The organism is Terriglobus aquaticus, from assembly GCF_025685415.1.
GTDB classification, from domain to species: Bacteria; Acidobacteriota; Terriglobia; order Terriglobales; family Acidobacteriaceae; genus Terriglobus; species Terriglobus aquaticus.
This window is the reverse complement of sequence record NZ_JAGSYB010000001.1, coordinates 722,442-746,103: the sequence shown is the minus strand read 5'-3', so window position 1 is coordinate 746,103 and position 23,662 is coordinate 722,442. Positions and strand designations below refer to the sequence as shown.

General features: G+C 63.0%; 22 protein-coding genes. 9 read left to right on the top strand and 13 right to left on the bottom strand.

Features of this window, described 5'->3' with window-relative positions; all coding sequences use genetic code 11:
• The first annotated feature begins 18 nt into the window (after positions 1-18).
• The 6 genes from OHL12_RS03295 to OHL12_RS03270 all read left to right on the top strand — a co-directional run bounded on the left by OHL12_RS03295 (position 19) and on the right by OHL12_RS03270 (position 6,128).
• A complete protein-coding gene (locus OHL12_RS03295) occupies positions 19-1,269 on the top strand; it encodes an efflux RND transporter periplasmic adaptor subunit (protein ID WP_263412413.1) in 1,251 nt (416 codons plus the stop codon).
• Positions 1,266-2,222, top strand: coding sequence for a tetratricopeptide repeat protein (locus OHL12_RS03290; protein WP_263412412.1), 957 nt, complete (start codon positions 1,266-1,268; stop codon positions 2,220-2,222). Before OHL12_RS03295 ends, OHL12_RS03290 begins: the two co-directional genes overlap by 4 nt.
• The gene (locus tag OHL12_RS03285) at positions 2,219-3,691 is read left to right on the top strand and encodes a TolC family protein (RefSeq protein WP_263412411.1); all 1,473 of its coding nucleotides are present in this window, start codon (positions 2,219-2,221) and stop codon (positions 3,689-3,691) included. The genes OHL12_RS03290 and OHL12_RS03285 overlap by 4 nt, the downstream gene beginning before the upstream one ends.
• A gap of 85 nt (positions 3,692-3,776) precedes the next feature.
• The gene (gene hpnJ, locus OHL12_RS03280) at positions 3,777-5,255 is read left to right on the top strand and encodes a hopanoid biosynthesis associated radical SAM protein HpnJ (protein WP_263412410.1); all 1,479 of its coding nucleotides are present in this window, start codon (positions 3,777-3,779) and stop codon (positions 5,253-5,255) included.
• A complete protein-coding gene (locus tag OHL12_RS03275; protein ID WP_263412409.1) occupies positions 5,248-5,745 on the top strand; it encodes a DMT family transporter in 498 nt (165 codons plus the stop codon). Before hpnJ ends, OHL12_RS03275 begins: the two co-directional genes overlap by 8 nt.
• Positions 5,742-6,128 (top strand): EamA family transporter, encoded by a 387-nt coding sequence (locus tag OHL12_RS03270; protein WP_263412408.1) that lies wholly within the window; start codon positions 5,742-5,744, stop codon positions 6,126-6,128. Before OHL12_RS03275 ends, OHL12_RS03270 begins: the two co-directional genes overlap by 4 nt.
• Here the strand turns inward: OHL12_RS03270 and hpnE are convergent.
• Genes hpnE through OHL12_RS03250 form a run of 4 tightly spaced genes read right to left on the bottom strand, consistent with a single transcriptional unit; the run spans position 6,114 to position 10,472 of the window.
• A complete protein-coding gene (gene hpnE, locus OHL12_RS03265; protein WP_263412407.1) occupies positions 6,114-7,514 on the bottom strand; it encodes a hydroxysqualene dehydroxylase HpnE in 1,401 nt (466 codons plus the stop codon). The two genes, OHL12_RS03270 and hpnE, sit on opposite strands and share 15 nt — an antisense overlap.
• The gene (locus tag OHL12_RS03260) at positions 7,511-8,446 is read right to left on the bottom strand and encodes a phytoene/squalene synthase family protein (protein ID WP_263412406.1); all 936 of its coding nucleotides are present in this window, start codon (positions 8,444-8,446) and stop codon (positions 7,511-7,513) included. Before OHL12_RS03260 ends, hpnE begins: the two co-directional genes overlap by 4 nt.
• Positions 8,447-8,454: 8 nt before the next feature.
• Positions 8,455-9,414: a squalene synthase HpnC gene (hpnC, locus tag OHL12_RS03255; protein ID WP_263412405.1), complete on the bottom strand. Its 960-nt coding sequence runs from the start codon at positions 9,412-9,414 to the stop codon at positions 8,455-8,457.
• A complete protein-coding gene (locus OHL12_RS03250) occupies positions 9,411-10,472 on the bottom strand; it encodes a zinc-dependent alcohol dehydrogenase (RefSeq protein WP_399262165.1) in 1,062 nt (353 codons plus the stop codon). Before OHL12_RS03250 ends, hpnC begins: the two co-directional genes overlap by 4 nt.
• 149 nt (positions 10,473-10,621) lie before the next feature.
• Here OHL12_RS03250 and OHL12_RS03245 point away from each other — a divergent pair, with 149 nt between their 5' ends.
• Entirely contained in the window at positions 10,622-11,401 is a 780-nt protein-coding gene (locus OHL12_RS03245; protein ID WP_263412403.1) for an MlaE family ABC transporter permease, read from the top strand.
• Positions 11,402-11,403: 2 nt separating this feature from the next.
• Positions 11,404-12,237 (top strand): ABC transporter ATP-binding protein, encoded by an 834-nt coding sequence (locus tag OHL12_RS03240; protein ID WP_263412402.1) that lies wholly within the window; start codon positions 11,404-11,406, stop codon positions 12,235-12,237.
• Between the two features lie 18 nt (positions 12,238-12,255).
• Here the strand turns inward: OHL12_RS03240 and OHL12_RS03235 are convergent, their stop codons facing one another.
• The 3 genes from OHL12_RS03235 to OHL12_RS03225 all read right to left on the bottom strand — a co-directional run bounded on the left by OHL12_RS03235 (position 12,256) and on the right by OHL12_RS03225 (position 14,564).
• Entirely contained in the window at positions 12,256-13,011 is a 756-nt protein-coding gene (locus OHL12_RS03235) for a dienelactone hydrolase family protein (protein ID WP_263412401.1), read from the bottom strand.
• Positions 13,012-13,014: 3 nt separating this feature from the next.
• Entirely contained in the window at positions 13,015-13,425 is a 411-nt protein-coding gene (locus OHL12_RS03230; protein WP_263412400.1) for a hypothetical protein, read from the bottom strand.
• Between the two features lie 65 nt (positions 13,426-13,490).
• On the bottom strand, positions 13,491-14,564 hold the full coding sequence (locus tag OHL12_RS03225; protein ID WP_263412399.1) for an isoaspartyl peptidase/L-asparaginase family protein: 1,074 nt from the start codon (positions 14,562-14,564) through the stop codon (positions 13,491-13,493).
• Positions 14,565-14,697: 133 nt separating this feature from the next.
• Here OHL12_RS03225 and OHL12_RS03220 point away from each other — a divergent pair, with 133 nt between their 5' ends.
• Positions 14,698-16,785 carry a CocE/NonD family hydrolase gene (locus OHL12_RS03220; RefSeq protein WP_263412398.1) on the top strand — a complete coding sequence of 696 codons (2,088 nt, stop codon included), beginning with the start codon at positions 14,698-14,700 and terminating at the stop codon, positions 16,783-16,785.
• Between the two features lie 67 nt (positions 16,786-16,852).
• Here OHL12_RS03220 and pnp read toward each other — a convergent pair whose 3' ends face one another.
• The 6 genes from pnp to flgK all read right to left on the bottom strand — a co-directional run bounded on the left by pnp (position 16,853) and on the right by flgK (position 23,626).
• Positions 16,853-19,327: a polyribonucleotide nucleotidyltransferase gene (pnp, locus tag OHL12_RS03215; protein WP_263412397.1), complete on the bottom strand. Its 2,475-nt coding sequence runs from the start codon at positions 19,325-19,327 to the stop codon at positions 16,853-16,855.
• A gap of 218 nt (positions 19,328-19,545) precedes the next feature.
• Complete coding sequence (gene rpsO / locus OHL12_RS03210) at positions 19,546-19,812, bottom strand: 30S ribosomal protein S15 (protein WP_263412396.1); 267 nt, start codon at positions 19,810-19,812, stop codon at positions 19,546-19,548.
• Between the two features lie 85 nt (positions 19,813-19,897).
• Positions 19,898-20,959, bottom strand: a complete 1,062-nt coding sequence (locus OHL12_RS03205; RefSeq protein ID WP_263412395.1) for an endo-1,4-beta-xylanase — start codon at positions 20,957-20,959, stop codon at positions 19,898-19,900.
• Positions 20,960-21,095: 136 nt separating this feature from the next.
• Positions 21,096-21,317 carry a hypothetical protein gene (locus OHL12_RS03200; RefSeq protein WP_263412394.1) on the bottom strand — a complete coding sequence of 74 codons (222 nt, stop codon included), beginning with the start codon at positions 21,315-21,317 and terminating at the stop codon, positions 21,096-21,098.
• Positions 21,318-21,346: 29 nt separating this feature from the next.
• Positions 21,347-22,231 carry a flagellin N-terminal helical domain-containing protein gene (locus OHL12_RS03195; RefSeq protein ID WP_263412393.1) on the bottom strand — a complete coding sequence of 295 codons (885 nt, stop codon included), beginning with the start codon at positions 22,229-22,231 and terminating at the stop codon, positions 21,347-21,349.
• Between the two features lie 3 nt (positions 22,232-22,234).
• Complete coding sequence (gene flgK, locus OHL12_RS03190; protein WP_263412392.1) at positions 22,235-23,626, bottom strand: flagellar hook-associated protein FlgK; 1,392 nt, start codon at positions 23,624-23,626, stop codon at positions 22,235-22,237.
• Positions 23,627-23,662: the final 36 nt, after the last annotated feature.

Sequence of the window (23,662 nt, the reverse complement as noted above, 5' to 3'; positions counted from 1 at the left end):
GACGTGACGCGAAGACGCATGCCCACCGTAGCTTCCAGCCCTGCCATCCGGCGTTCCCTCCTACTTCTCGGCGTTGTTCTCCTGCTGGTTGCGGGGGTCGCCGTGATTCGTCACGCCACGCGTGACGTGGTCTACGTTCGCACCGCTCGGGCCGCGGAGGGGGACATCCTCAGCTCCGTTTCGACCAACGGCAAGGTCGAACCCACCCAGCTTTTCCAGGCCCATGCGGCCCAGCCCGGCCAGGTTCAGCAGGTGTATGTGCACGCGGGACAACTGGTCGCGGCCAACACCCTGCTGCTGAGGATGGATACGACGGACGCTCAAGCGAAGATTGCGTCCGCGAAGGAAGCCATCACCTCGGCAGTCGCAGCGCAAACGGACGTACAGCAGGGCGGATCCCAGGAAGAGCGCATCGCCCTTTCCGGCGATTTGGCTCGTGCCAGGCTCCAGGTAGATCAGGCCCGCCAGGGTCTCGCGTCCTTGCAGCAGTTGCAGGCCCGCGGCGCCGCGTCAGCCAACGAGGTCGCCGCCGCGCGCGAACGCCTGCTGACGGCTCAGAGCTCACTGACCTCGCTGCAGCAGCGCCAGACACAGCGCTACGCTCCGACCGACCGGGCTCGTGTGGCAGCTCAGGTGACTGAAGGCCGCACCAGCCTGCAGGCAGCACAGGTCCAATTGGAGAACAGCGTCATTCGCGCCCCGTTCGCCGGCACTGTCTTTTCACTCCCGGTACGGCAGTTCGACTATGTCGCCGCGGGTGAAGAACTGGCGCAGGTAGCAGACCTGACCCACATGCAGGTGCTCGCCTATTTCGACGAGCCGGAGATCGGCAAGCTCAAGCAGAACAGCGCCGTGATCGTCACCTGGGACGCGCGTCCCGGTAAGGAGTGGCACGGCCACATCGTTCGGGTCCCGACCACTGTCATCAATTACGGCACCCGCAACGTGGGCGAATGCCTCATCAATATCGACGACGCGACCGGCGACCTGCTGCCCAACACAAACGTCACGGCGCGGGTCACGACGCAGCAGGTGTACCGCGTTCTGACAATCCCGCGCGAAGCCCTCCGTACTGAAACAGAGGCACCGCGCAACTTCGTCTACGTGGTTCGAAACGGCAAACTGCACAAGACCGGCGTCCAGGTGGGAGCCCTAAACCTGCAAACCGTTCAGATCACCGGCGGCCTTTCCGCCGGCGATGTGCTCGCGCTGAATACCACCAGCAACGTGGACCTGGCCGACGGGCTTGCCGTGCAGGAGGCGAAGTGACCCGCCTTGTTGAAAGCGCGCTTGCCGTCGCTTTCCTGCTGCCATGCTCCGCGTTCGGCCAGGGGCTCTCCGCTGCTCGAGCGCTCGCGCACCAGGGTAAAGTCGACGCGGCTGTCGCCGAGATGCAAAAGCTCACCTCCGCAAACCCCGGCAACGCAGAAGCACAGGAGTTGCTGTGCATGCTGCAGGGGAGCGTTGATCGGTACGACGAGGCCATCTCTGCGTGCGAAGCCGCGCACAACGCCCAACCTGCCAATGCCAAGTACACGTTGGAGTTGGCGCGGGCCTATGGCGCAAAAGCCGACCACGCAGGCGCGTTGACCGGCATGCGCATGGTCGGACGCATCCGTGAGAACTTCGAAGCGGCCGCGCGACAGGATCCCCGCGACGTGGACGCGTTGAGCGATCTGGGCGAGTTCTACGTCAATGCGCCAGGCATTGTTGGCGGCGGCCTCGATCGTGCGCGTGCTCTGGTCAACCAGCTCCAGCCCCTGTCCCCGGCGCGCGCCGCCCGCCTCGAAGGCATGATCGACGCGAAAGCTGGCGACACCGCCGCTGCCGACGCCGCGTATGCCCGCGAACTGGCGGTCGCGCACTCCGCCGAAGCGTACGTCGACTTGGCGAACTACAACCGCAAGCGGAAGCTCTACGATCAGGCAGAGCGCAATGCAGTCCTCGCCATCCAGACGGACGGTGCCCGCGGACCAGACAGCATCGACGCTGCCCGCATTCTGATGGACCTCAAGCGCAACAGCGCCGCGGCAGAGAAAGCTCTTCGTGGCTACCTGACGCACGAGCAAGTGTCGGCTGTGCCCCAGTACGTTCGGGCGCACACCATGCTCGGTCAACTGCTGCAGGACCGGGGAGATCAGGCAGGTGCGCAGGACCAGTTCCAGCAGGCGCTTGCCCTCGCTAGCCAGTACACCCCGGCCCGAAAGGCCCTGCGGAAATGAGCCTGCCCAATCTCCAACGTGGGTTAGCGCTCGCCATCGCATGTTTCCTGACCGGTGGAAGCGCAGCGCGAGCGCAGATTTCCTTGCAGTCAGCGGTCGACCTGGCCCTGAAGAACAGCCCTCGTATCCGCATCGCGCAGGCCGATCTCGCAAAGGCGCGCGCAGCCTGGCAGGAAGCGCGGGACGCGTACATCCCTGCGGTCAGCACCACTGCGGGTTACGGCCAGGCAACCGGCGCTCCGCTGAACGTTCCCATCATCTTCAGCATCTCCGCACAGAGCCTCGTGTTCTCGTTTCAGCAGCGCGACTACGTGCGAGCGGCAGAGGAGGCGCGCGAATCTGCACAGCATGCCTTGAACCGGGAGCAGATTCAGGTAATCCAGGACACGACGAACACCTACGTAGCGCTGGATAATGCACAACTCCGCAAGACCGTCGTCCAGCGCGAACTGGACCTTGCCGATCGCCTCGTGACAGTCACCTCGGAGCGCATCGACGCCGGCGTGGATGCCAAGGTGGAACTTCCGAAGTCGCGGCGCACTTCGCTCCAGATCCGGCTTGCCGCGCTTCAACTCGACGACGAGATCGCCTTCAATGCACGACATCTGGCAACGCTTACGGGCCTGCCTGTAGCCGCCATTCGAACCGACCCTCGCAGCATACCCGAGATTGCGCCCATCCGCGCCCGGCAAGCGCAGCAGGAAGTCGCAGATGACGAGGGCATCGCTGCCCTGGCCTCAACGGCGCGTTCCAAGCAGCACCAGGCGTTTGGCGACAGACGTTATCTGTTGCGACCCCAGGTGAGCCTGGGTGCCAGCTACAGCCGCGTCGATACGGGCCTGTCTTCCTATGCGGCCTACTATCCCCACTACGGCGCTGCCGGAAACAGCGAAAATGCTCTCAGCTTCGGGCTTTCCTTCACGATTCCGTTGTTGGACATGGCGCACCGCGCCAGGGCCAGGCAGAGCGAAGCAGACGCAGAGCACGCCGGTGCCGACGTTCTGCTGCAGCGAGGCATCTTTCAGGAGGGCCAGGCCAAGCTGCGCAACTCTGCTGTCGAACTGCAGTTGCGCACCGACCTTGCGCAACAGGAGCAGGAGATCGCGGAGGATCAGTTCGAAACTCTCCAGATCCAACTGCAATCTGCGGCAGGTAGCTCCTCCGCACCGCAGGCCAATCCGAAAGATGCGCTGAACGCGGAGTTGCAGGAGCGGCAGCGCTACTACGACCTCCTGCTCTCCCGCCTTCAACTCCAGCAGGTGCAGGTGAACCTCCTGCAACAGGATGGCGGCCTCAGCCGATGGGTACAGGGCACCCCCGTTTCTACAGCACCTACCCCGTTCCAGCGGCCAGGCGCGAACACGCCCACCGTGCCCGCGACGACGACGCCAAGCCTCCCCGGCACGCCTCCCCAGGGAGTCACGCCAGCACCGCCTCCCGTGCCGGTTCCGCCGACAGCGCCGCGGTAGGCCGTCTAGGGTCCTGCTCCAAGTACCTTCCGAGGGTCCGGACCGCACCTCTGCAGTAACGAAGTGGTAAAATCACGCTAGTCCGATGGTCTTAAAAACACTTCTCCTCAACCCTCCGTCGTTTGAAAATTTCGACGGCGGCGCCAGCAGCCGCTGGCCTGCGACCCGCGAAATCGAGTCCTACTGGTACCCCGTGTGGCTGACCTATCCGGCCGGCATGCTCGAGGGTTCGCGCGTGCTGGATGCACCGCCGCACCACGTGTCCGCCGACGAAACCATCCAGATCGCCAAGGATTACGAGTTCCTCGTTCTCTTCACCTCTACCGTGGGGTGGGCAGGTGACCATGGCCTGGCGCAGGCCATCAAGAAGGCGAACCCGTCCATCAAGATCGCCTTTGTTGGACCGCCGGTCACGACCGATCCGGATCGAGCTCTGAACGAGTGCAGCGCCATCGACTTCGTTTGCCGCCGTGAGTTCGATTTCTCCATCGTTGAGTTCGCCCAGGGCAAGCCGCTCGATCAGATCCTTGGCATCAGCTACCGCAACCCGGATGGCACCATCCAGCACAACATGGATCGTCCGCAGGTCGACAACCTGGATGCGATGCCCTGGGCCACCAAGATCTACAAGCGCGACCTGGACGTTACGCGCTACAACGTTCCGTTCCTGCTACATCCGTACATCTCGCTCTACTCCACTCGTGGTTGCCCGGCGCAGTGCACCTTCTGCCTGTGGCCCCAAACGCTCAGCGGCCATGCGTGGCGCAAGCGTTCCACCGACGATGTTGCCGCCGAGATGAAGTGGGCGAAGGAAAACTTTCCGCACGTCAAAGAGTTCTTCTTCGACGACGACACCTTCAACATCCAGAAGGCGCGCACCATTGAGCTGTGCAGCAAGCTGAAGCCTCTCGGCCTCACCTGGTCCTGCACCAGCCGCGTCACCACCGATCGCGAAACCCTGAAGGCCATGAAGGAAGCCGGGTGCCGTCTGCTCATCGTCGGCTTCGAATCCGGCGATCCGCAGATCCTCAAGAACATTAAGAAGGGCGCGACCGTCGAGCGCGCGCGCGACTTCGTCAAGGATTGCCACGACCTCGGTCTCGTCATTCACGCCGACTTCATCCTCGGCCTGCCCGGCGAAACCAAGGAGTCGATCCGCAACACGATCAACTTCGCCAAGACCCTCGACTGCGAGACGATCCAGGTCTCGGTAGCCCACGCCTACCCGGGTACCGAGTTCTACGACTTCGCGGAAAAGAACGGCTTCATCACCAACGAAATCATGAACGACCACGGCGGTCATCAGATGGCTCACATCGAGTACCCGGGCCTGCCGACCGATTACGTGATGGAGATGGTGCACCGCTTCTACGACGAGTACTACTTCCGCCCCAAGGCAGCGGCTCGCGTGGTGTGGAAGGCGATCGTCAACCGCGATGTTCCGCGTCTGTACCAGGAAGCGAAGTCCTTCATGAAGCTGCGTGCTGAGCGCAACCGCGCGGTTCGCGCAAAGCGTGAAGAAAGCGCGCTCAAGCAGCAGGAATCGGTCAGCATGAATGCCTGATCCGGCAGCGAAAACTTCAGAAGCCGGCACATCTGTGCCGGCTTCTGCTTTCCCGGCATCGCAGGGATCGCATCGACTGGCGCCAAGCCAATATCTCGTGCTCGTCTTCATCATGTTGGGTGCGTCCATCGGGGATGGCCTGCTCAGCAAGGGGATGCGACAGGTGGGGCCAGTTACGCTCGCTGACCCTTTAGCCCTGGTGCACGCACTGATCAATCCTTGGGTCTCGTGCGGCATCGCTGTCCTGCTCAGTTTTATGGGCAGCTACATGACCGCGCTGAGTTGGGCCGATCTCACCTTTGTTCAGCCTGCAACGGCATTAGGGAACGTCGTCACGGCGCTCATCGGGCGAGTTTGGCTGCATGAGGCGATTTCACCTATGCGTTGGCTAGGCGTCATTCTGATCGTGCTCGGAGTTGGCTTCGTTGCAAACGGGCCGGCGAAGACGGAACATCCGCTCCTGACCGGCAGTGAACAGGCCTCCACGTGACACGGATTCCCTTCCATGTTGCCGTCGTCATCCTCGTCATGGTTGTTGGCGCGACGGTTGGCGAAACACTCATCTCGGTCGCCATGAACCGGGTTGGTGACCTGGATGAAATTCGCGCGGAACGTGGGCTGGGCGGAGCCATCGCCGTGGTCATCCGATCCCCGTTTCTGATCGGCGGCATCGCCTGCATGGCGATCAGCTTCTTCTCGCTGCTCTCGGCGCTTTCTACCGCAGACCTGAGCCTGGTCGGCCCGGCTACCAACTCGCTGACCTTCATAGCCACGGCCGTGTCGGCTCGCTTCTTCCTTCGAGAGAACGTGGACCGTCGCCGATGGTTCGCGGCAGTACTTGTTGCTGCGGGTGTCTACCTACTCGCGCGCTAGCCAGCGCATTAGGCCTGCAGCAGCCAGGTCCGGCTGCACGAAGGAACGCGACGATCCAAGTTGCCGCGCCACAGCCTCCGCAGCCAGGTATCCACTGCGAACTCCGCCCTCCATCGTCGAGGGCCACCCCGTCTGCGTCCAGTCACCGGCCAGCACCAGTCCTGGAACCGCGGTTTCCTGCGCGGGTCGCAAGCGGTCCATTCCAGGCAACACAGAGAAGGTGGCTTTCGCCTCTTTGAGCACTCCCGACTTCAGCAGCTTCGTCGTGCGCGCCTCCGGAAAGAAGCTCTCCAACTCGCGCAGCGAACGCGTCAACAGCGTTTCCCTGCTCTCTTTCAACTGAGCATGCGAAGCGGAAATCGTGAGTTCCAGATACGATCCCTGCCCTGCCGGACTCCTGCGGATCCGCGACTTGTGAAACATCCACTCAATGCCGGTGTCCAACAGTGCCGCGTGATCGAGAGTTGTGAACTCCCGCTCGTACCACAGGTGAATCGACGTAATGGGTGAATGACAAAAGCCCGCGACACCCTGCGGCATCACGGCTGTCATCAGCTCAGTCCCTAGCACCTGCGGCACATGCTCAAACGAAACAGCGGAGATCACCGTCTTCGCGATCAGTTCCCCGCCGCCCTGCAAGTGCACGGCCCATTCCTCGCCACGCTGTTCCAAGCGCTCCACCGACTGCTTCTCGTACAGCGTTCCGCCCTGGGCTTCGCAATGTTGCGCAACACGCCCGTAGAAGTCCGATAGTGGCAATGTAGGAATACCCAGGCGGCCACCTTCGGCCGATCGCAGGAACGTCTCGTGAAAAACCTGCCCCGCGTATCGCATGGAACAGCGATCCAGCGTGTCGTTCAATGCAGAGATGACGACCGGTCGCCAGAAATGGCGGATCGCGCCGTCGGGCTGGCGTTTGCGCCGCAGCCAGCTTGCAACACTCTCGCTATCGTCCTTTGGGTAGCCACGAACGAAGCTCTGGAGCGCCGTTCCAATCGCAAGCTTGTCCCGCAGGCTTAGCATCGGAGCCGCTGCAAACGAAGGCGAGGTGTGCAGAGGCGCAGGCAAACCGGAGAGCGCAAGATTCGTGCGCCGCCCCCCAGGCTCCAGAAAGACGTAGCCGTCGTACCAGCGGATCAAGTCCGCAATGCCGGAAGCTCCACAGAGATGGCGCAGGTTGGTGCAGCACCCGACCAGCACATGCTGCGAGTCCACCACCTCCTGCAGCGCCGGATGAGGATACGAGTAGGCTCTCCCGCCCACAAACGGCTTGCGTTCCACCACGGCAACACGCGCACCCGCGCCGCTCAGTGCAGATGCAGCGGCCAGGCCGGCCACTCCCGCACCGACGACCACGCAATCGTAACGATCAACAGCCAGACTCATGCGTGCGACCGCAATGCTATGCCCCGCAACAGCAGGGCCAGCTTCTTCGCCGTGGATACGCGCACCCTCTCCCGAAATACCTCCAGGTGAACGGCTTCAATGCGACGCAGCAGTGCGTGGTAGATGTCGATCAGCGTACGCATCGCGCCCCGGCTGTCCGGATCCAATTGCGCAATCAACGCTCGGCCCGATGCATAGAACGACTCGGCACGCGCCGCCAGCGCTCGCATCGCGCTAAGGAGCGCTGCAGTCGGCCGCTGGCCGGCGGCTGCCGCAACAACCTCCTCCGCACTCGAACCGTGCTCCTGCAACAAATCCAGCGGAAGGTAGATCCGCCCGCGCTCCGCATCTTCCCGAACATCCCGAAGAATGTTTGTGTACTGGAACGCTTTACCCATGGCAATGGCGTGCGCATCGGCCGTCTCACCGCGCACTCCGAAGATGCGGATCGTCACCAATCCCACCACGCTCGCCACCAGGTAGCAGTAGCGGTCGAGGGCTTCGGTGGTCGTGTAAACATCCAACGTGCGATCGCCGATGTGCATGCGCTGCACGCCAACGGGTGGCTCCGCCTTTAGGTCCATCGCCGTCCCGTCGACCAGTTCGTCCAGCAAGACGTCCGCAATACCAAAGCGCTGTTGCGTGTCGCGCACAGCCGCAAAGACGGCGGCATCATCCGCGGTAAAGGGCTGGTTAACGTGAAACGCGTCGATCCACCGCGCCATCAGGCTGCGGCGCTCCCCCACCGGCATCGCCTCGTCGTCAGCGATGTCGTCGGCGCGACGCATGAAGGCGTACATCGCGCACATCGCATCGCGCTTGTGCGCCGGCAAGGCAAGAAACGCAAAGTAGAAGTTCTTCGCCTCGCGCCTGGCTACGGTGCGGCAGTGCTCATAGCAACTCCGCAAATCCGGTGCAGCGCGTTGCGCCACGGTGGCACTCACCGCAGCCCCCGCGAGCCCTGATGAATCCCTACTTTGCCCAAGGCGGCACCCAGCAGCAATGCAAGCTTTTCGCCGCGCGACACCTCGGGCCGATGCTCCAGAGTCCTGTACCCAATGCGCTCGATCCCTCGCAGAATGGCGAGTCCACCCGCGCTGAAGAGCCGCAGTGTTCCGGCCAGTTCGCGATCGACCCGATCGATCAACGGCACGCCACGCATCAGTCGTGCCCGTCCGTCCGCGACCATCTCCTTCAACAGCGCCGTGTATTCCGGAGTGGACACGCCGGCACGCAGCGTCGCTTCCGTCACACCGTGGGCCGCCATGCGGTCCTGCGGCAAGTAGACGCGATCGCGCTCCAGCAGGTCTTCCTGCACGTCTTGCCAGAAGTTCGCCAACTGCAACCCGGTGCAGGTCTCGTCCGACAGCGCAAACAGCTCCGGGTCGCGGTATCCGCAAAGCATGAGGACTAGCCGCCCCACGGGATTTGCAGAATCCGCGGAGTACGCTTCCAGCTCAGCCAGCGACTCGAAGCGCGTCTTCACTTGGTCCTGATCGAATGCGCGAATCAGGTTGCTGAACGGCTCCATCGGCAGGTCGCACGCGACGATACTCTCACGCAGCGCCACGTACACCGGGTGCCTCGATGCGGCGGGCTCCTCGTAGCACTCCACCAGCATCTCGCGCCAGGTTCGCAGCAGTTCGGACGCGAGAGCGCGATCCGGCACCTCATCGCCCAGATCGTCTGACACTCGGCAAAACGCGTACACCGCATGAAAATGCGGACGAAGCCTGGCCGGCAGCAGCGTCGTGGCCACGTGGAAGTTCTCGTAATGCGAATCGGCCAACGCCTTGCACCACTGTCTGGCCTCAGCAAGAGTGGGCCGAGTCTCCGGCTCCAGCAGACCTGCCGGCGCACCGGCCAGGCGATTCGATGCCGTTGCGACAACACCGCTCATGCCGCACACTCCGAGCTCGGCAGGATCGCCGTCTTGATGTCGACTCGGCCCTCCGCCGATCGCACCATCATGCGGCGAAACACCTCCGGCACTTGGGCAAGCGTCGCCGTCGCCGTGATGAAGTCTGCGGGCGACGCTGCTCCCGTGCGGATCAGGTCAAAGGCCCGCCGGCACGTTGCCGGTGTGTGGTGAAAGCTCGCCTTCAGCGTGATGTCCCCATAGTGCAGCCGGTTTGTGTCGAAGCTGACGCGGGTGCCTGAGGGCGGTCCGCCAAACAGGTTCACCGTCCCACCCTTGCGAACGGTCGCCACCGCCTGTTCCCAGCTTTGCGGGGTCGCCACACATTCCACAACAACGTCGGCTCCCACACCGCCCTCGGTCAGGGCCCGTGTTTCCGCAACCACATCCAGGCCGTCTGCGATCTGCACAACGTGTTCCGCGCCGAAGCGCCGGGCGCTCTCCACCTGGTCTGCGCGCTTGACCACCGCAATCACGCGGCAGCCGGCGATGCTGGCCACCCGCAGAAACATAAGACCAAGTGGCCCCGCCCCGATCACCACAAACGTGTCACCAGCACGGGCACCCGTTTCCTCGAAACCTCGGACCGCGCAGGCCAGTGGCTCGGTCAGGGCCGCGTGTTCAAAGGGCAGATCGTCCGGCAATAGCAGCGTGTTTCGGGAAACAATCCGCTCCGGGACGCGCATGTATTCCGCATAGGCACCGTTGTTGAAGAGCAGGTCCGCGCACAGATTCGGCTGATCGCGACGGCAGAAGTAACACTGCTCGCAAGGCGCAGAGTTCAATGCGACCACACGATCGCCTACCCGGAAGCTCGACACCCCCTCGCCGACTTCCGTGATGGTTCCTGCTACTTCGTGTCCGAACACCGTCGGAGGCCGCAGCATCTGCGCGTGGTATCCGCGGCGGTACACTTTCAGATCCGTCCCGCAGGTGGTCGCTGCGCCCACACGCACCACGACCTCGCCCGGTCCTGCACTCGGTCGCGGTACGGTCTCCAGTCGCAGGTCTTCCGCGCCGTGAAGAATAACGGCCTGCATCGATTCGATCACCCTTCTATTTTCGCATTCAGCGGCCCAAGATCGCTTCAAGATCCGAGCGCATGCATTGACGCGAAACGGCGGACAGGTTTCCGGCATCTGATGCATAGACCTGCCAACCAGAGACGCCGGAGTCAAACGCTGCTGCAATGACCTTGTTTTCACCTACAGAACTGGCCAAGCGCTGGATCCTTGCGCTGCAGGAGTATTCCCTGCTCGTATTCCGCGCAGTCAGCAGCTTCTTCTCGCCTCCCATCTACTGGGGCGACATCTTCCTGCAGATGGACTCCATCGGCTTCGGCTCGTTGCCCATCGTGCTGCTTACCGGCTTCTTCACAGGTTGCGTGTTGGCGCTGCAGTCCGAAACGGGTCTGAAGCAGTTCGGCGCCGTGTCGATGACTGGACGTCTGGTCGCTCTAAGTATGGTCAAGGAGTTGGGACCTGTGCTCACCGGCCTCATGATGGCCGGCCGGAACTCGTCGGGTATGGCGTCCGAACTCGGCTCCATGCAGGTCACCGAACAGGTGGACGCGATGCGAGCGCTTGGGGTGGACCCCGTGCGCAAGCTGGTGTTGCCCCGTATCGCAGCGACGGTTTTCATGCTCCTGTTCCTGACCATCCTGTCCGATACGGTAGGCATGGCTGGCGGTGCCCTGGTCAGCGTCTCGCTTCTGGGCTTGAACATCTCGTCCTATCTCCACTCTAGCTACCGCGCTCTGGTCTACGGCGATGTGGTGCAAGGCCTGGTCAAGCCCGTCTTCTTCGGCTTCATCCTCGCCAGCGTCGGCTGCTACTTCGGCATGTCGACCAAGGGCGGTACCCAGGGCGTCGGCAAAGCGACTACCCAGGCCGTGGTTGTGGCGAACGTCTTCATCATCGTGGTGGACTTCCTGCTCAGCCGCCTGATGATCGTGTTCTTCGGGGGATAGCGATGTCTGACTCTCCGGACCCGAAGGAACAACCAGCGGTGAATGCGAACGAGCCGGTGCTTTCGTTCCGCAATGTCTGCCTGTCGTTCGATCGCAACAGAGTCTTGGACGATATCTCGTTTGAGATCTGCGCGGCCGAAACCTGCATCCTGCTCGGTCCGGCAGGCAGCGGCAAGAGCGTTCTGATGAAACTCGCCGAGGGACTCATCAAGCCAGACAGCGGAAGTATCTGCGTCTTCGGCCAGGAGATCACCTCCATGTCGGAGCACGATCTCTTTGCACTACGGCGGCGCGTTGGCATGGTCTTCCAGGAATCGGCCCTGTTCGACTCCATGACCGTGGAAGACAACGTAGCTTATCGCCTCAACGAAGAGGGCGTCGACCCAGCCGAGACTCATCGCCGCGTCGAAGAGTCCCTCAACTTCGTCCTTCTCGGACAGGCGATCTCAAAGTTCCCCTCGGAACTTTCCGGCGGCATGCGGCGTCGCGTCTCGATTGCTCGCGCCATCATCACCAATCCTGACCTGATCCTGTACGATTCGCCCACCGGCGGCCTCGATCCCATCACGTCCACTGCCATCGTCGAGTTGGTGGCCAAGCAGCGGGACATCAGCCACACCACGGCCCTGATGATCACGCATCGTCTGCAGGACGCTTTCACCCTCGCCACGCACCATTTCGATCCGGGCGTCGACAAGATGGTGCCCATCCCCAACGGCGGAGTCGATGAGAAGACCAGCTTCCTGATCCTCAACGAAGGAAAGATTGTCTTCCAGGGCAGCACCCTGCAACTGACGCACTCGGAAGACCCCTGGATCAAGAGCTATCTCGCCTGAGCAGCCGCCGCAACGCGGCTAGCTTCGCACCGGTTCGCGCAGCGTGCGACGAAAGAAATCCAGGGTCTCGCGATACAGCAGGAGTGCTAGCTCCGGATCGTACCGCGCACCTTCGTCGCGCATGAAGGCGTGGGCCCCATTTACCTCGTGCCAGCTAAATTTCAGGTTCAGCTCGTCCAGCCTGGCCAAAATCTTCCGGCGGGCATCCAGCGGAATGTGCGGGTCCTGTCTGCCCCAGATCATCAGCAGCTCGCCCCGGATCTCCTGTGCACGCTGCAGCGAATCGTCCTTCTTGCCTTTGCCCAGAGATCCCTGCGCGATGTCCGTGCCATAGAAACACACGCTCCCCTGCACCTCCCGCTCCATGGCAGCGCGAAAGCTCAGGTGCCCGCCCAGGCAGATGCCGAGCGCTCCGATGGCTCCGTTGCAATCCTCTCGCTGTAGGGCGTGCTCAATCAGCGCACGGGTATCGGCGTCGTAGCTCGCCAGCTCCTTCTCATATTTCCACTGGTTTCCGCGATCGCTGCCAGCCTGGTCGTAGGCCAGCACCGTTCCAGCCGGTTCAAATTCGTGGTAAACCTCGGGCATCAGCACCAGGTAGCCATGCCCGGCAATCATGGCGGCTGTGCGCCGAATCGGAGCCGTAATCTGGAAGATCTCCGAATAAAACAGGACCGCCGGATAGCGTCCCTCTGCAACCGGTCGCACCACGTGCGTCCGCATCGGCCCATAGGGAGTGCTTAGCTCCACCGCCTGTGGTTCGGTCACAATCATTGCCTACCTCCAACTCACGGCCAGGTGCCAGCGGAGCTTGCGCTCCACCGTCTTCCGCAGCACGGTCGCGTATTCGTCCAGTTCCTCGCGAATCAGCTCTGACTCGCTTCCCAGTTGAGCAGGTTCCTGCCGCAGTGTTTCCAGCAGCGCTTCCACCGAGGCCAAACCCTCTTCCGGTGCGAACCACTGTGGCGGTGGCAGCCTGTCCAGCAATCGAGGGTCGCCCGCGCCCTCTTCAATCAACAGCGCCATGGAGTTCTGGTCTGCGGAGAAGAAGTCGATCAGCGGTCGAACCTGCAGCGATCTCGCAAGCTTCTCAAGCGCGTCTTCGTTCCGCGCCAGCGCACGACCGTTGACATAGATGTCGTACCCCGGGTCTTCGCCCTCAACGACGATGTACATGGATGCAGCCATCTGCTGTTGAGTGTAGCCGTTACGCGCCTGCCGCCTCTCCGTCAGGATGCGATGTCGCGAACCATCTACGGCTCGTCCCGGTAGATGCCGAGCTGAATCTGTCCACCTTCCACCAGCTTGCCCCGGAACATTCCCGGCGTGTTAAAGCTCCAGGCCATTTGGCCGTCCGGCGTCAGGCCGATCACTCCACCATCTCCGTGAATCGCGGTCAACTGCTTCTGCCCCACCTCGTCCATGGCGGCCTGCAGCGGCATGCCGCGGTACTGCACCAGGGAACAAATCCGACTGGCTACCGTGAGCCGAATGAAGTACTCCCCTGTTCCCGTCGCCGACACTGCGCACGAGTCGTTCGAAGCGTAGGTTCCTGCACCAATCACCGGGGTATCTCCGACTCGACCGAACTGCTTGCCCTGCGTTCCGCCCGTCGTCGTTCCGGCGGCCACGTTGCCCCTCCGGTCTCGCACGGCAATACCGGTTGTGCCGTATTTGTGTGCATCGGGCGTCTCCAGGTCAGCCTGCGGCGCGCCCGGCGCGGGCGGAGCACCCGCGGGCCGCGGCGGGACCGGACGGCCCTCTTTCTTCATCTGGTTCACGAACGACTCCCACCGCCGCTCGGTGAAGAAGTAGCTGTTTGGCACCTGCTCCAACCCAACACTTGCCGCGAATTCGTCGGCTCCCGCGCCCACCAGGAACACGTGCGGCGACTGCAGCATCACGGCTTTCGCCAAGGAAATCGGATTCTTCGTGTGTGTCACTTCCGCCACGGCGCCGGCCTTCATCGTCTTGCCGTCCATGATGGCCGCATCCAGTTCGTTGGTCCCCTTCGCCGTGAACACCGCGCCTTTACCGCAGTTGAACAGCGGATCATCCTCAAACACCTTCAGCGCCGCCTCGACCGCATCGATCGCATCGCCATTGCGATTCAGCACAGCTTCTGCCGCTTCGATCGCATGCGTCACACCCGCGCGATACGCCTTGTCCCGCTCCGGTGTCATGGACGAGCGTTCGATCACGCCCGCGCCTCCGTGCACGACGATGGCCCACTGTCCGGGCCTCGCCACGGTGGGTGCAGGTGCTGAGGTTTGAGCAGAGAGTGTCATCGCAAAGATCAGGGCCGCACCGAGAACGCGAGGAAGCATGTGCGTCATCCTAGCAGCCTTCGCCGGCGCAGCCGTGAGACTTGCAGGCTTGTCCCGGCGTCTCCCATATACTCGCTCCACATCCTCCTCATACCAGCCGTGGCACCCGTGTGCCCAGGCACAAGGAACGATCATGATTTCTTTGCAGAGAAGCCTCTGCCGCGCGGCAGTTTGTGTTGCAACCGGCCTGGCGCTATCGGCCGTCGCCACCGCTCAAAGCCAGGCAGCACCTCAACCGCGCGTCACTGACAATGACATCCCCACCAGCTTCACCGCACCGAAGCAGCAGCCGTTCGTCGCGCCTGCCGTGCAGTATGATTACGACCGCCGCGAAGTCATGATCCCCATGCGCGACGGAACAAAGCTTTTCGCCGTCATCGTGGTGCCCAAAGGCGCAAAGGGTGCGCCCATGGTCCTCACACGGACCTGCTACAACGCGGGGGCGCGCGCATCCGCGTCCCGTGTCCCCACCGCCACCGGAAGCGAAGCCGCGCCAGCACCTGCCCAGGCAGGACGAAACGCCCGCGTCGCCGGGGCCTCCGGAGAACGCGATGCCTCTCCACGTCCGCACTCGCCCCACATGGTGGACGAGCTACCACTCAGCGACGAGGTGTTCGTGCGCGCCGGCTACATACGCGTCTACCAGGACGTCCGCGGAAAGTACGGGTCAGAAGGCAAATACCTGATGACCCCGCCGCCCGTAGGACCGTGGAATCCCACCGGCGCCGACGACACCATGGACGCCTACGACACCATCGATTGGCTGGTTAAGAACGTCCCCGAGTCCAACGGCAAAGTCGGCATGATCGGGTCGTCCTATGAGGGCTTCACCGTTGTCATGGCCTTGCTGAACCCGCACCCCGCGCTCAAGGTCGCCTCGCCCGAAAGCCCCATGGTCGATGGCTGGATGGGCGACGACTGGTTCCACTACGGCGCGTTTCGCCAGCGCATGCTCGACTACTTCATTGCTCAGACTTCCGCACGCGGCGCCGGCTCCCGCGTGCAGCACGAGCAGCGCGACGATTACTCCAGCTTCCTCAGCAAGGGCTCCGCGGGAGATTTCGCCCGCGCCCAGGGCCAGGATCAACTGCCCTTCTGGCGCACGGTCGAGGAACACCCCGCGTACGACAGCTTCTGGCAAAGCCAGGCACTCGATAAGCTGATCGCCCAGAAGCCGTTGACCGTCCCCACGCTGTGGCTGCAGGGTTTGTGGGACCAGGAAGACATGTGGGGCGCGATTCACAGCTATCGCGCCGTGGAACCCAAGGACACGAACAACGACAAGAACTATCTCGTCATGGGACCGTGGCGTCACAGCCAGGTCAACCGCGAGGGTCGCTCCCTCGGTCCACTCATCTGGGATGGCGACACCACCGCAAACTATCGTCAGGACGTCCTGCTTCCCTTCTTCAATCAGTACCTGAAGGATGGCTCCGCCAAGGCAGATACACCTCCCGTGTACATCTACAACACAGGTGAGGATCACTGGGACCGCTTCAGCAAGTGGCCGCTCAGTTGTGAAGCCGGTTGTGAACAGCCGACCAAGCCCCTCTATCTGCACGCCGACGGCACCCTCTCCTTCGACAAGCAGGCCGAGAGTCGAAGCAAGTTCACTGATTACGTCTCGGACCCGGCCAAGCCGGTCCCCTACTCGCCACGCCCCGTCACGGGATCGGATTGGGGACAGTGGCTCGTCCTGGATCAACGATTCGTGGACGGCCGGCCAGACGTGTTGACCTGGCAAACGGCACCGCTGAAGGAAGCCATGCGCGTCAGCGGCGAACCCACCGCAAACCTCGTCGCTTCCAGCAGCGGCACCGACTCAGATTGGGTCGTAAAGATCATCGACGTCTTCCCGGACGGCAATCAGCAGAACCTGGAGATGAACGGCTACGAACTGCCGATCAGCATGGACATCTTCCGAGGCCGCTATCGCAAGAGCTTCGAAAAGCCCGAAGCTCTGAAGCCGAATCAGCCGGAGGAGTTCAAGTTCGGCCTTCCGCAGGTCAACCACGTCTTCCAGCCGGGCCACCGCATCATGGTTCAGGTGCAGTCCACCTGGTTCCCGCTTTACGACCGCAATCCGCAGACCTTTGTGCCGAACATCTTCGACGCCAAAGCCGCCGACTACCAGAAGGCGACGCAGCGTATCTACTCATCCAGCACCATCAGCATGCCTGTGGTTCCAGTGCAGCCGGTCACCATCCCCGCGACGAAGTAAGGGCCGCAACACAAAAGCGAAGGGCCTCGGCGCATTGCCGAGGCCCTTCTGTATGCGTGCTGCACGCTTACGCGCGAGGTGCGCCGTTGCCCGGGTTCGCACCACCACCCGGTCCGCCGCGGCGACCACCGCGACGACGGCGACGCCGTCCGGAACGCTGACCCTGCGGTGCGCCACTGCCTTCCGCTGCGGTATCGGAGCCTGCTGCCTCCTCACCACCTTCGTCGCCCTCGGCGTCGTCCACGTCCAGGTCGTCCAGGTCTTCGTCTTCGAAGTCCTCACCACCCTCAAGCGTGATCGTCTCCGCGCTTGGCGCTGGCGCGGTACGCTCAGGACGCGGAGCACGCTCCTGACGCTCGGAACGTTCGCCACCGCGTTCGCGACGATTATCACCGCGCTCGCCGCGACCCTCGCCACCTTGCTGCGCTTCCGGCTCGGGCAGGCCCAGCTTCGCGCGCTGCTCCTTCAGAACAGCCTTGCGGGACAGCTTGATGCGGTTGCCCTCAATGGCAAGCACCCGCACCAGGACCTGATCGCCTTCGCGAAGCTCATCCTTCACGTCCTTCACGCGATGTTCCGCGATTTCGGAGACGTGCAGCAGGCCATCGGTGCCGGGGAAGATCTCGACAAACGCGCCGAACTCCGCCAGCCGAACCACCTTGCCCAAATAGGTCTTGCCCACCTCGGGCACAGCGGTCAGGTCGCTGATCATCTGGATCGCGCGTGCCAGACCATCCGGATCGGAGGACGAAACATCCACCTTGCCCGAGTCGTCCACGTCGATCTTCACCTGCGTCGCTTCGATGATGCCGCGAATCACCTTGCCGCCGGGTCCGATCAGGTCGCGAATCTTGTCCGTCGGGATCTGCAGCGTCTTGATCTGCGGAGCGTAGCGCGATTTCTCCTGGCTGGCGCCGCTGATCACCGCGTCCATCTTGTCCAGAAGGAAAATACGGCCGCGACGTGCCTGCTCCAGGGCCTCACGCATGATCTGCGGCGTGATTCCCATGATCTTGATGTCCATCTGCAGCGCGGTGATACCTTCGCGCGTTCCGGCCACCTTGAAGTCCATGTCGCCGTAGTGATCTTCCGCACCCGCGATGTCGGTCAGGATCGAGTACTTCTCGCCCTCCTTCACCAGGCCCATCGCCACACCGGCAACCGAACCCTTCAGCGGAATGCCGGCCTGCATCAGGGCCAGCGAAGCTCCACAGACAGAAGCCATCGACGACGATCCGTTCGACTCCGTGATGTCCGAAACCACGCGCAGCGTGTACGGCGAATCCTTCTCGTCCGGCAGCACGGCCTCGATCGCACGCTGCGCCAGGGCACCGTGACCGATCTCGCGACGGCCCGTGCCCGTCATGCGGCCCACTTCACCGACCGAGTACGGCGGGAAGTTGTAGTGCAGCATAAAGCGGCGCTTCTGCTCGCCCTCGTACGACTCCAGACGCTGCGCGTCGTCGGCCGTGCCAAGCGTGGCCGTGACCAGCGCCTGCGTCTCGCCGCGCGTAAACAGCGCAGAACCGTGCGTGCGCGGCAGAATCCCAACCTCGATGTCGATCTTCCGGATCTCGTCAAAGGCGCGGCGGTCCGGACGAATGCGATCGTTCAGCACCTGCTCGCGGAAGATGTTCTCTCGCAGCAGTTCGAAGCCCTTCGCGTACCGCTTCGCAGCCGCTGCATCGCCTTCCGGCAAAGCCTTCTTGCCTTCGTCCTTAATCTTCTTGATCAGGGCGTAAGAGTCGGTCTTGCTGTACTTCTGCGTGTCCACCGCGTCCGTCAGAGCCGTGCCGTACTGGTTACGAAGCTCAGCCAGGTAAGCGCTCGTGTCTTCCGCCTCTGCGGTCGCGCGCTTCGGCTTGCCCGCCGTCTTGGCAAACTCAATCAGCACCTCGCAGATCTTCTTAATTTGCTCGTGGCCGAACTCGATCGCGTTGACAACCTGCTCCTCTGTCGCCTCACGCGCGCCCGACTCCACCATCACGATGCCATCGATGGTGCCCGCAACGGTGATGTTCAGGGTGCTCTTCTCGCGCTCGTCGTAGGTCGGGTTCACGATGAAGTTGCCGTCCACCAGGCCCACGCGAACCGCGCCGATGGGGCCGTGGAACGGGATGTCCGATAGCGCCAGCGCGCACGACGCAGCGTTGATCGCGATGATGTCCGGATCGTTCTGCTTGTCGGCCGAGTACACGAACGCAACCACCTGCGTCTCGTTGCGGTAGGTCTCCGGGAACAGCGGACGAATGGGGCGATCGATCTGGCGCGCGGTCAGGATTTCCTTCTCCGCGGGACGACCTTCGCGCTTGATAAAGCCACCCGGAATGCGGCCGCCACCGTAGGCGGTCTCGCGATACTCCACCGTCAGCGGAAAGAAGTCGATGCCTTCCTTCGGCTCCGGCGCTCCTACAGCGGTCGCAAGCACAACGGTGTCGCCGGACGTAACGAACGCGGCGCCCGACGCCTGCTTGGCGATGCGGCCGGTCTCAAAGGTAATTTGCTTGCCCCCGGCAAGCTCCACGGTAGTTTGCTGCTTCATAGCGGCTGTTCTCTCTTCATTGGGTTAGAAAGCGGACATCGCGCCTCGGCGACACAGCGCCAAAACGCGAACAGACCGCCCGGCCAGCGGCGTGACTTGCACGCGCGGCAGAGGGGCGGTCTGAATGGGACGTACGAACGAGGTGTCGGTCAATTCGGATCTCAGACCTTCACACACCCGGCTGCGGCCGAGGGATCGGAGACGCTCCGGCTGCGCAGTTACTTGCGGATGCCGAGCTTGCCGATAACTTCGCGGTAGCGATCGGAATCGTTCTTCTTCAGGTAATCCAACAGGCTGCGGCGCTTGCTCACCAGCATCAACAGGCCGCGGCGCGATCCATGATCCTTCTTGTGCGTCTTGAAATGCTCCGTCAACTCACCGATGCGCTCGCTCAGGATAGCGATCTGCACTTCGGGGCTGCCCGTATCGGACTCGTGCGTCCGGAACTTCGCGATAATGTCGTTTTTCTTCTGGCTTGCCAACACTGTAGTTGTATTGCTCCTGCTTCTCTTCTATCGTTTCGCTCCGGCTAGGATACCATCGGCCCACGGAGACGGGCAACGGGCAAGGCTACCGCCGGCTGCTTCGTCCGGCCGCAGGTGCCGGCGCCGGGCGAGCCTCCACAAAAGCCTGCTCCACCGCACTCACCGCCTTCTTGGGCCGGAACTGCGCATCCCACAGTAAGGGGCGCTGCGGCACTCCGTCTGCACGCGGCCGCTTGCCTGAGAGCCAGCTCTGCGCGTCATCCACTCCCCAGGTAAGCACCGCACGCACGTTCGGCTCGCGCAGCACCACGTCCAGATATTGCCGGTACGCCTCGGCCACTCCCGCGTCCCGTTCAGCAACCTGCTTCGGCAGTTCCCGATCGTCCACGTCCAGCTCCGTGACGAACACTTCCAGATCCATCTCGCGGCAGCTCAGAATGAACTGCTGCAGCGAAGCTCCGTACCGGTGACCCGTTCCCGCGCTGATATGAGACTGAATGCCGACAGCGTCGATGGGCACATTTCGCTGCTTCAGGCGACGCAACATCCGCAGCACCGCTGCGCGCTTCTCCGCCTGGTACGGGGACTCGTCTTCAATGTCGTAATCGTTGTACGTGAGCAGCGCAGTCGGATCGGCCTGCCGCGCGGTCCGGAACGCCAGCTCCAGGTAGGTCTCGCCAATCAGCCGCAACCACGGCGAGTTGCGCAGACCATCCGGCCGGCCGTCGCGAGGCTCCACCGCCTCATTCACCACGTCCCAGCTATGAATCCGTCCGGCATAGCGCCCCGCCACGGTGCGGATGTGCTCCGTCAGGAGCGTGCGCGCGTTGGCCCCGTTCGCCGTCGCATCGAACCACTTCGGCAATTGCTCATGCCAGCACAGGTTGTGCCCGCGCAGCTTGATGCGGTTCTGCTCGCCAAACTGCACCAGAAAATCGGCATCGTCGAAGAAGTACTGATCGGGCGCGGGCCGCAGCGCACTCCACTTCATCGCGTTCTCGGCCACAGCGATGCTGCTTTGCTCCAGGACGAGACGACGATACGATTCCGACTCGCGCAGTTGCCGCACGTTCAGCGCAAACCCGAACAGCAGGTGGTGCGCTGCTGCCTGCGTTTTCAGCGGTGCAGCGGAACGGGCTTTCGGCACCGGCGGTGGGACAGTTCTATTCTGTGGAACCGGCCCCAGTCCTCCCCGGTGTGCGCAGCCGGCCAGGTACGCCGCTGTCGTGCTCACGGTACCCAGCAACAAGGATCGACGGGTCAAGCTGCTTGCCGCGCCGGACTCAGTCACGGTTCGACTCGCGTTCCATCTGGCCCGTCCATCGCAGGAAACGCAGGAACTGCCCCTTGTCGCGCCACACCACACCAGCCATCTCAGACAGCGTCATCGTCTCCGCGTGCAGACCGGAGTACGTTTCCAGGCGCCATCGCAAATAGGGGCTGCGCCAGGGCGTAAAGCGGTATCCACGCGTGGCGTGCCAAAGAAAGCGCAGGGGCGCAAACATGCGTTGAGTGTAAACGCCGCGCCGCGGGCTCAGGCCGACAGGTAATCGAACAGGCTGCTCTTACTCATGCTGGCCAGGCTGCTCAACAGCGCAGACCGCTGTGTCTCCGCCGCACTCAACTCCGTGGCCAGCGCCACGGGATCGCTTGCCGCGACCGTGGTCTGCTCCGCCTGGAGATTCGTCTGTTGCGACGCCACCCCAGTGGCGGCCGTTTGCAGGCGACTCTGGCTGCTGGCCAGTGCGCTTCGCCCATCAATCACGGTCTGCAACGATGACCGCAGACTCTCAACCTGGCCCGCAGTCGGTGTCCCTCCGGAGGCCATAGTCCCGATCAAGCTCTGCAGGCTTGCAAACACCGATCCGCTTCCGCTGCCAAACAGTGCCGACCCGCTTGCCGAGGTCTGCAGCGTCTGACCCGCGACCGCAAACGTCATACCGGCAGCGTCGCCGCCGTAGCTCACCTCACCCGTGCTGCTGTTCATCGCGAATGGCACGGCCGACGAAGTTCCCGCAAACAGGTACGTGCCGTTATAGCTGCTGTTGGCCGCGTTCAGCACGCTGTCCCGGATGCTGCTCAACTGCACGGCACCACTTGCCAGGTCTGCCGCGTTCTGCGTCCCATTTGCCGCAGCAACCGCCGTGGAAATGGCGGACGTGAGTTGTGTCACGACCGATCCCAGTGCCGAGTCTGCCGTCTGCATGCGAGCCTGCACAGTTTGGATCGCAGCAGCCGTAGCCGAAGCCTCGGCAATACCGCTGCTCAACCGAACGGTCGCCGCCGCCGCCATCGGATCGTTGGAGAGCCGCGTCAGCCGCGTCCCGCTGCTCAGCTCTCGCGCAATCTCCGCCTGCTGATCGCTCAGCGCTCCCGCCTGGGCAACCAGGCTCGCCATCGAACTTGCAGAAGTCAGCATCGTTTAGGAAACCGCCGTGTTAGTGCCGAGGTTGATGGTGTCGGTCATGATCTGGTCCAGCACAGCCAGCAGCTTGGCCTCCGCCTCGTAGCTGCGCTGATACTGGGTCAGGTTCGCCGCCTCCGTATCCAGCGAGACACCCGACAGCGCCTCCTGGTTCGCGCTCGCCTGGTTCTGCGCTGAGCTTGCTGCTGCGGCATTGGTCTGCGCAGCCGCGGCAGACGTTCCGATGCTGCTGATTGCAGAGCTCAGCACGCCCGCAAAGGTTTCACCGGACGAGTTCTCCTGGTTCGCCAGTGCTGCCATCGCGTTCGCGTTACCCGTCCCATTTGCGCCTTCGCCATTCCCTGCCGCCGCAAAGTCGGCGCCGCTCGTGGCAGCAACCGCGATGGTCGCCGCAGGATGCGCAGCCGTAGGATCCAGGCTGAAGATCGCAGCTCCTGCGTTCCCCGCCTGCGTGTTCCCGTTGCTGTTGGCGGCATTTACCGCCGTGGCAAACGCAGACGCCAGCGCGTCGATTCGCGTTTGCGCATCGGCCAGGGCTCCGTCGCGCGCAGCAAGCGCACCGCCAACACTGCCGCCCTCGAGACCGGTCGTGATGTTCGTGCCCTGCACATAGATCTGCAACGCACCGTTGCCCGCACTGCGCGTGGACACCGCGTCACTCTGGCTGCCAACCACCAGGGCTCCGCCGTTCGACGTAAACAGGCTCACCGAACCATCGCTGTTGCTCATCTGCTGCACGCCAACCAGCTGCGAAAGGCTGTCGATCTGCGCGCTCCGCTGGTCCAGCAGGGCCTCCCGGTCCGCCGCGGTGCCAGCGCATCCAATGCTCCCGTTCAGCGCGGCAATCGAAGCTGTGAGCTGGTTGATGCTGCTGACTGAGTTCTGCACCGAGCCATCCAGATCGGACGCCTGCTGCGAGAGCGTCGCACTCGTCGCCTGAAAGCTGCTCGCAACCGTCTGCGCTGCCGCAAACGCCGCCTGCCGGGCGCTGCCGCTGGACGGGTCGGCCGCGATCGACTGCATCGCGGCGAAGAACCCACTCATCGCTGCATTGATTCCGGAGCCTTCATCGCCGGCCGAGTTGATCGCAAACACCGCCTGCAGAGAGTTCAATGCAGACTTCACCGTGTTCGCTGAGGCCGAACTCGCAGTGGTGCTGGCCACGGCAGCATCCAGCACAGAGCTGCGCTGCGCCGTCACGGTCGCCATCGGATTCTGTCCTGCGCCAATGCCGGTCAGGCTTACGGTGTCGCCGCCGGTCCAGGTCACGGTCCGGCGTGCATACCCTGGCGTGTTCTGGTTGGCCATGTTGGTCGCCGTCACCTTTATGCGCGCCGTTTGCAGATCCAGGTACCGGCTCAGCGCTTGGGTCATGGGAGCGTCCAGCATGCGTTCCTCCTGTCGCCTCTAGGTGCACGCGAAGGT

Coding starts and splice junctions, on each gene's coding strand:
- OHL12_RS03295 (WP_263412413.1), top strand. CDS start 19: ATGCCCACCGTAGCTTCCAGCCCTGCCATCCGGCGTTCCCTCCTACTT.
- OHL12_RS03285 (WP_263412411.1), top strand. CDS start 2,219: ATGAGCCTGCCCAATCTCCAACGTGGGTTAGCGCTCGCCATCGCATGT.
- hpnJ (WP_263412410.1), top strand. CDS start 3,777: ATGGTCTTAAAAACACTTCTCCTCAACCCTCCGTCGTTTGAAAATTTC.
- OHL12_RS03275 (WP_263412409.1), top strand. CDS start 5,248: ATGCCTGATCCGGCAGCGAAAACTTCAGAAGCCGGCACATCTGTGCCG.
- hpnE (WP_263412407.1), bottom strand. CDS start 7,514: ATGAGTCTGGCTGTTGATCGTTACGATTGCGTGGTCGTCGGTGCGGGA.
- hpnC (WP_263412405.1), bottom strand. CDS start 9,414: ATGAGCGGTGTTGTCGCAACGGCATCGAATCGCCTGGCCGGTGCGCCG.
- OHL12_RS03250 (WP_399262165.1), bottom strand. CDS start 10,472: ATGCAGGCCGTTATTCTTCACGGCGCGGAAGACCTGCGACTGGAGACC.
- OHL12_RS03245 (WP_263412403.1), top strand. CDS start 10,622: ATGACCTTGTTTTCACCTACAGAACTGGCCAAGCGCTGGATCCTTGCG.
- OHL12_RS03240 (WP_263412402.1), top strand. CDS start 11,404: ATGTCTGACTCTCCGGACCCGAAGGAACAACCAGCGGTGAATGCGAAC.
- OHL12_RS03235 (WP_263412401.1), bottom strand. CDS start 13,011: ATGATTGTGACCGAACCACAGGCGGTGGAGCTAAGCACTCCCTATGGG.
- OHL12_RS03230 (WP_263412400.1), bottom strand. CDS start 13,425: ATGGCTGCATCCATGTACATCGTCGTTGAGGGCGAAGACCCGGGGTAC.
- OHL12_RS03225 (WP_263412399.1), bottom strand. CDS start 14,564: ATGCTTCCTCGCGTTCTCGGTGCGGCCCTGATCTTTGCGATGACACTC.
- OHL12_RS03220 (WP_263412398.1), top strand. CDS start 14,698: ATGATTTCTTTGCAGAGAAGCCTCTGCCGCGCGGCAGTTTGTGTTGCA.
- pnp (WP_263412397.1), bottom strand. CDS start 19,327: ATGAAGCAGCAAACTACCGTGGAGCTTGCCGGGGGCAAGCAAATTACC.
- OHL12_RS03200 (WP_263412394.1), bottom strand. CDS start 21,317: ATGTTTGCGCCCCTGCGCTTTCTTTGGCACGCCACGCGTGGATACCGC.
- OHL12_RS03195 (WP_263412393.1), bottom strand. CDS start 22,231: ATGCTGACTTCTGCAAGTTCGATGGCGAGCCTGGTTGCCCAGGCGGGA.
- flgK (WP_263412392.1), bottom strand. CDS start 23,626: ATGCTGGACGCTCCCATGACCCAAGCGCTGAGCCGGTACCTGGATCTG.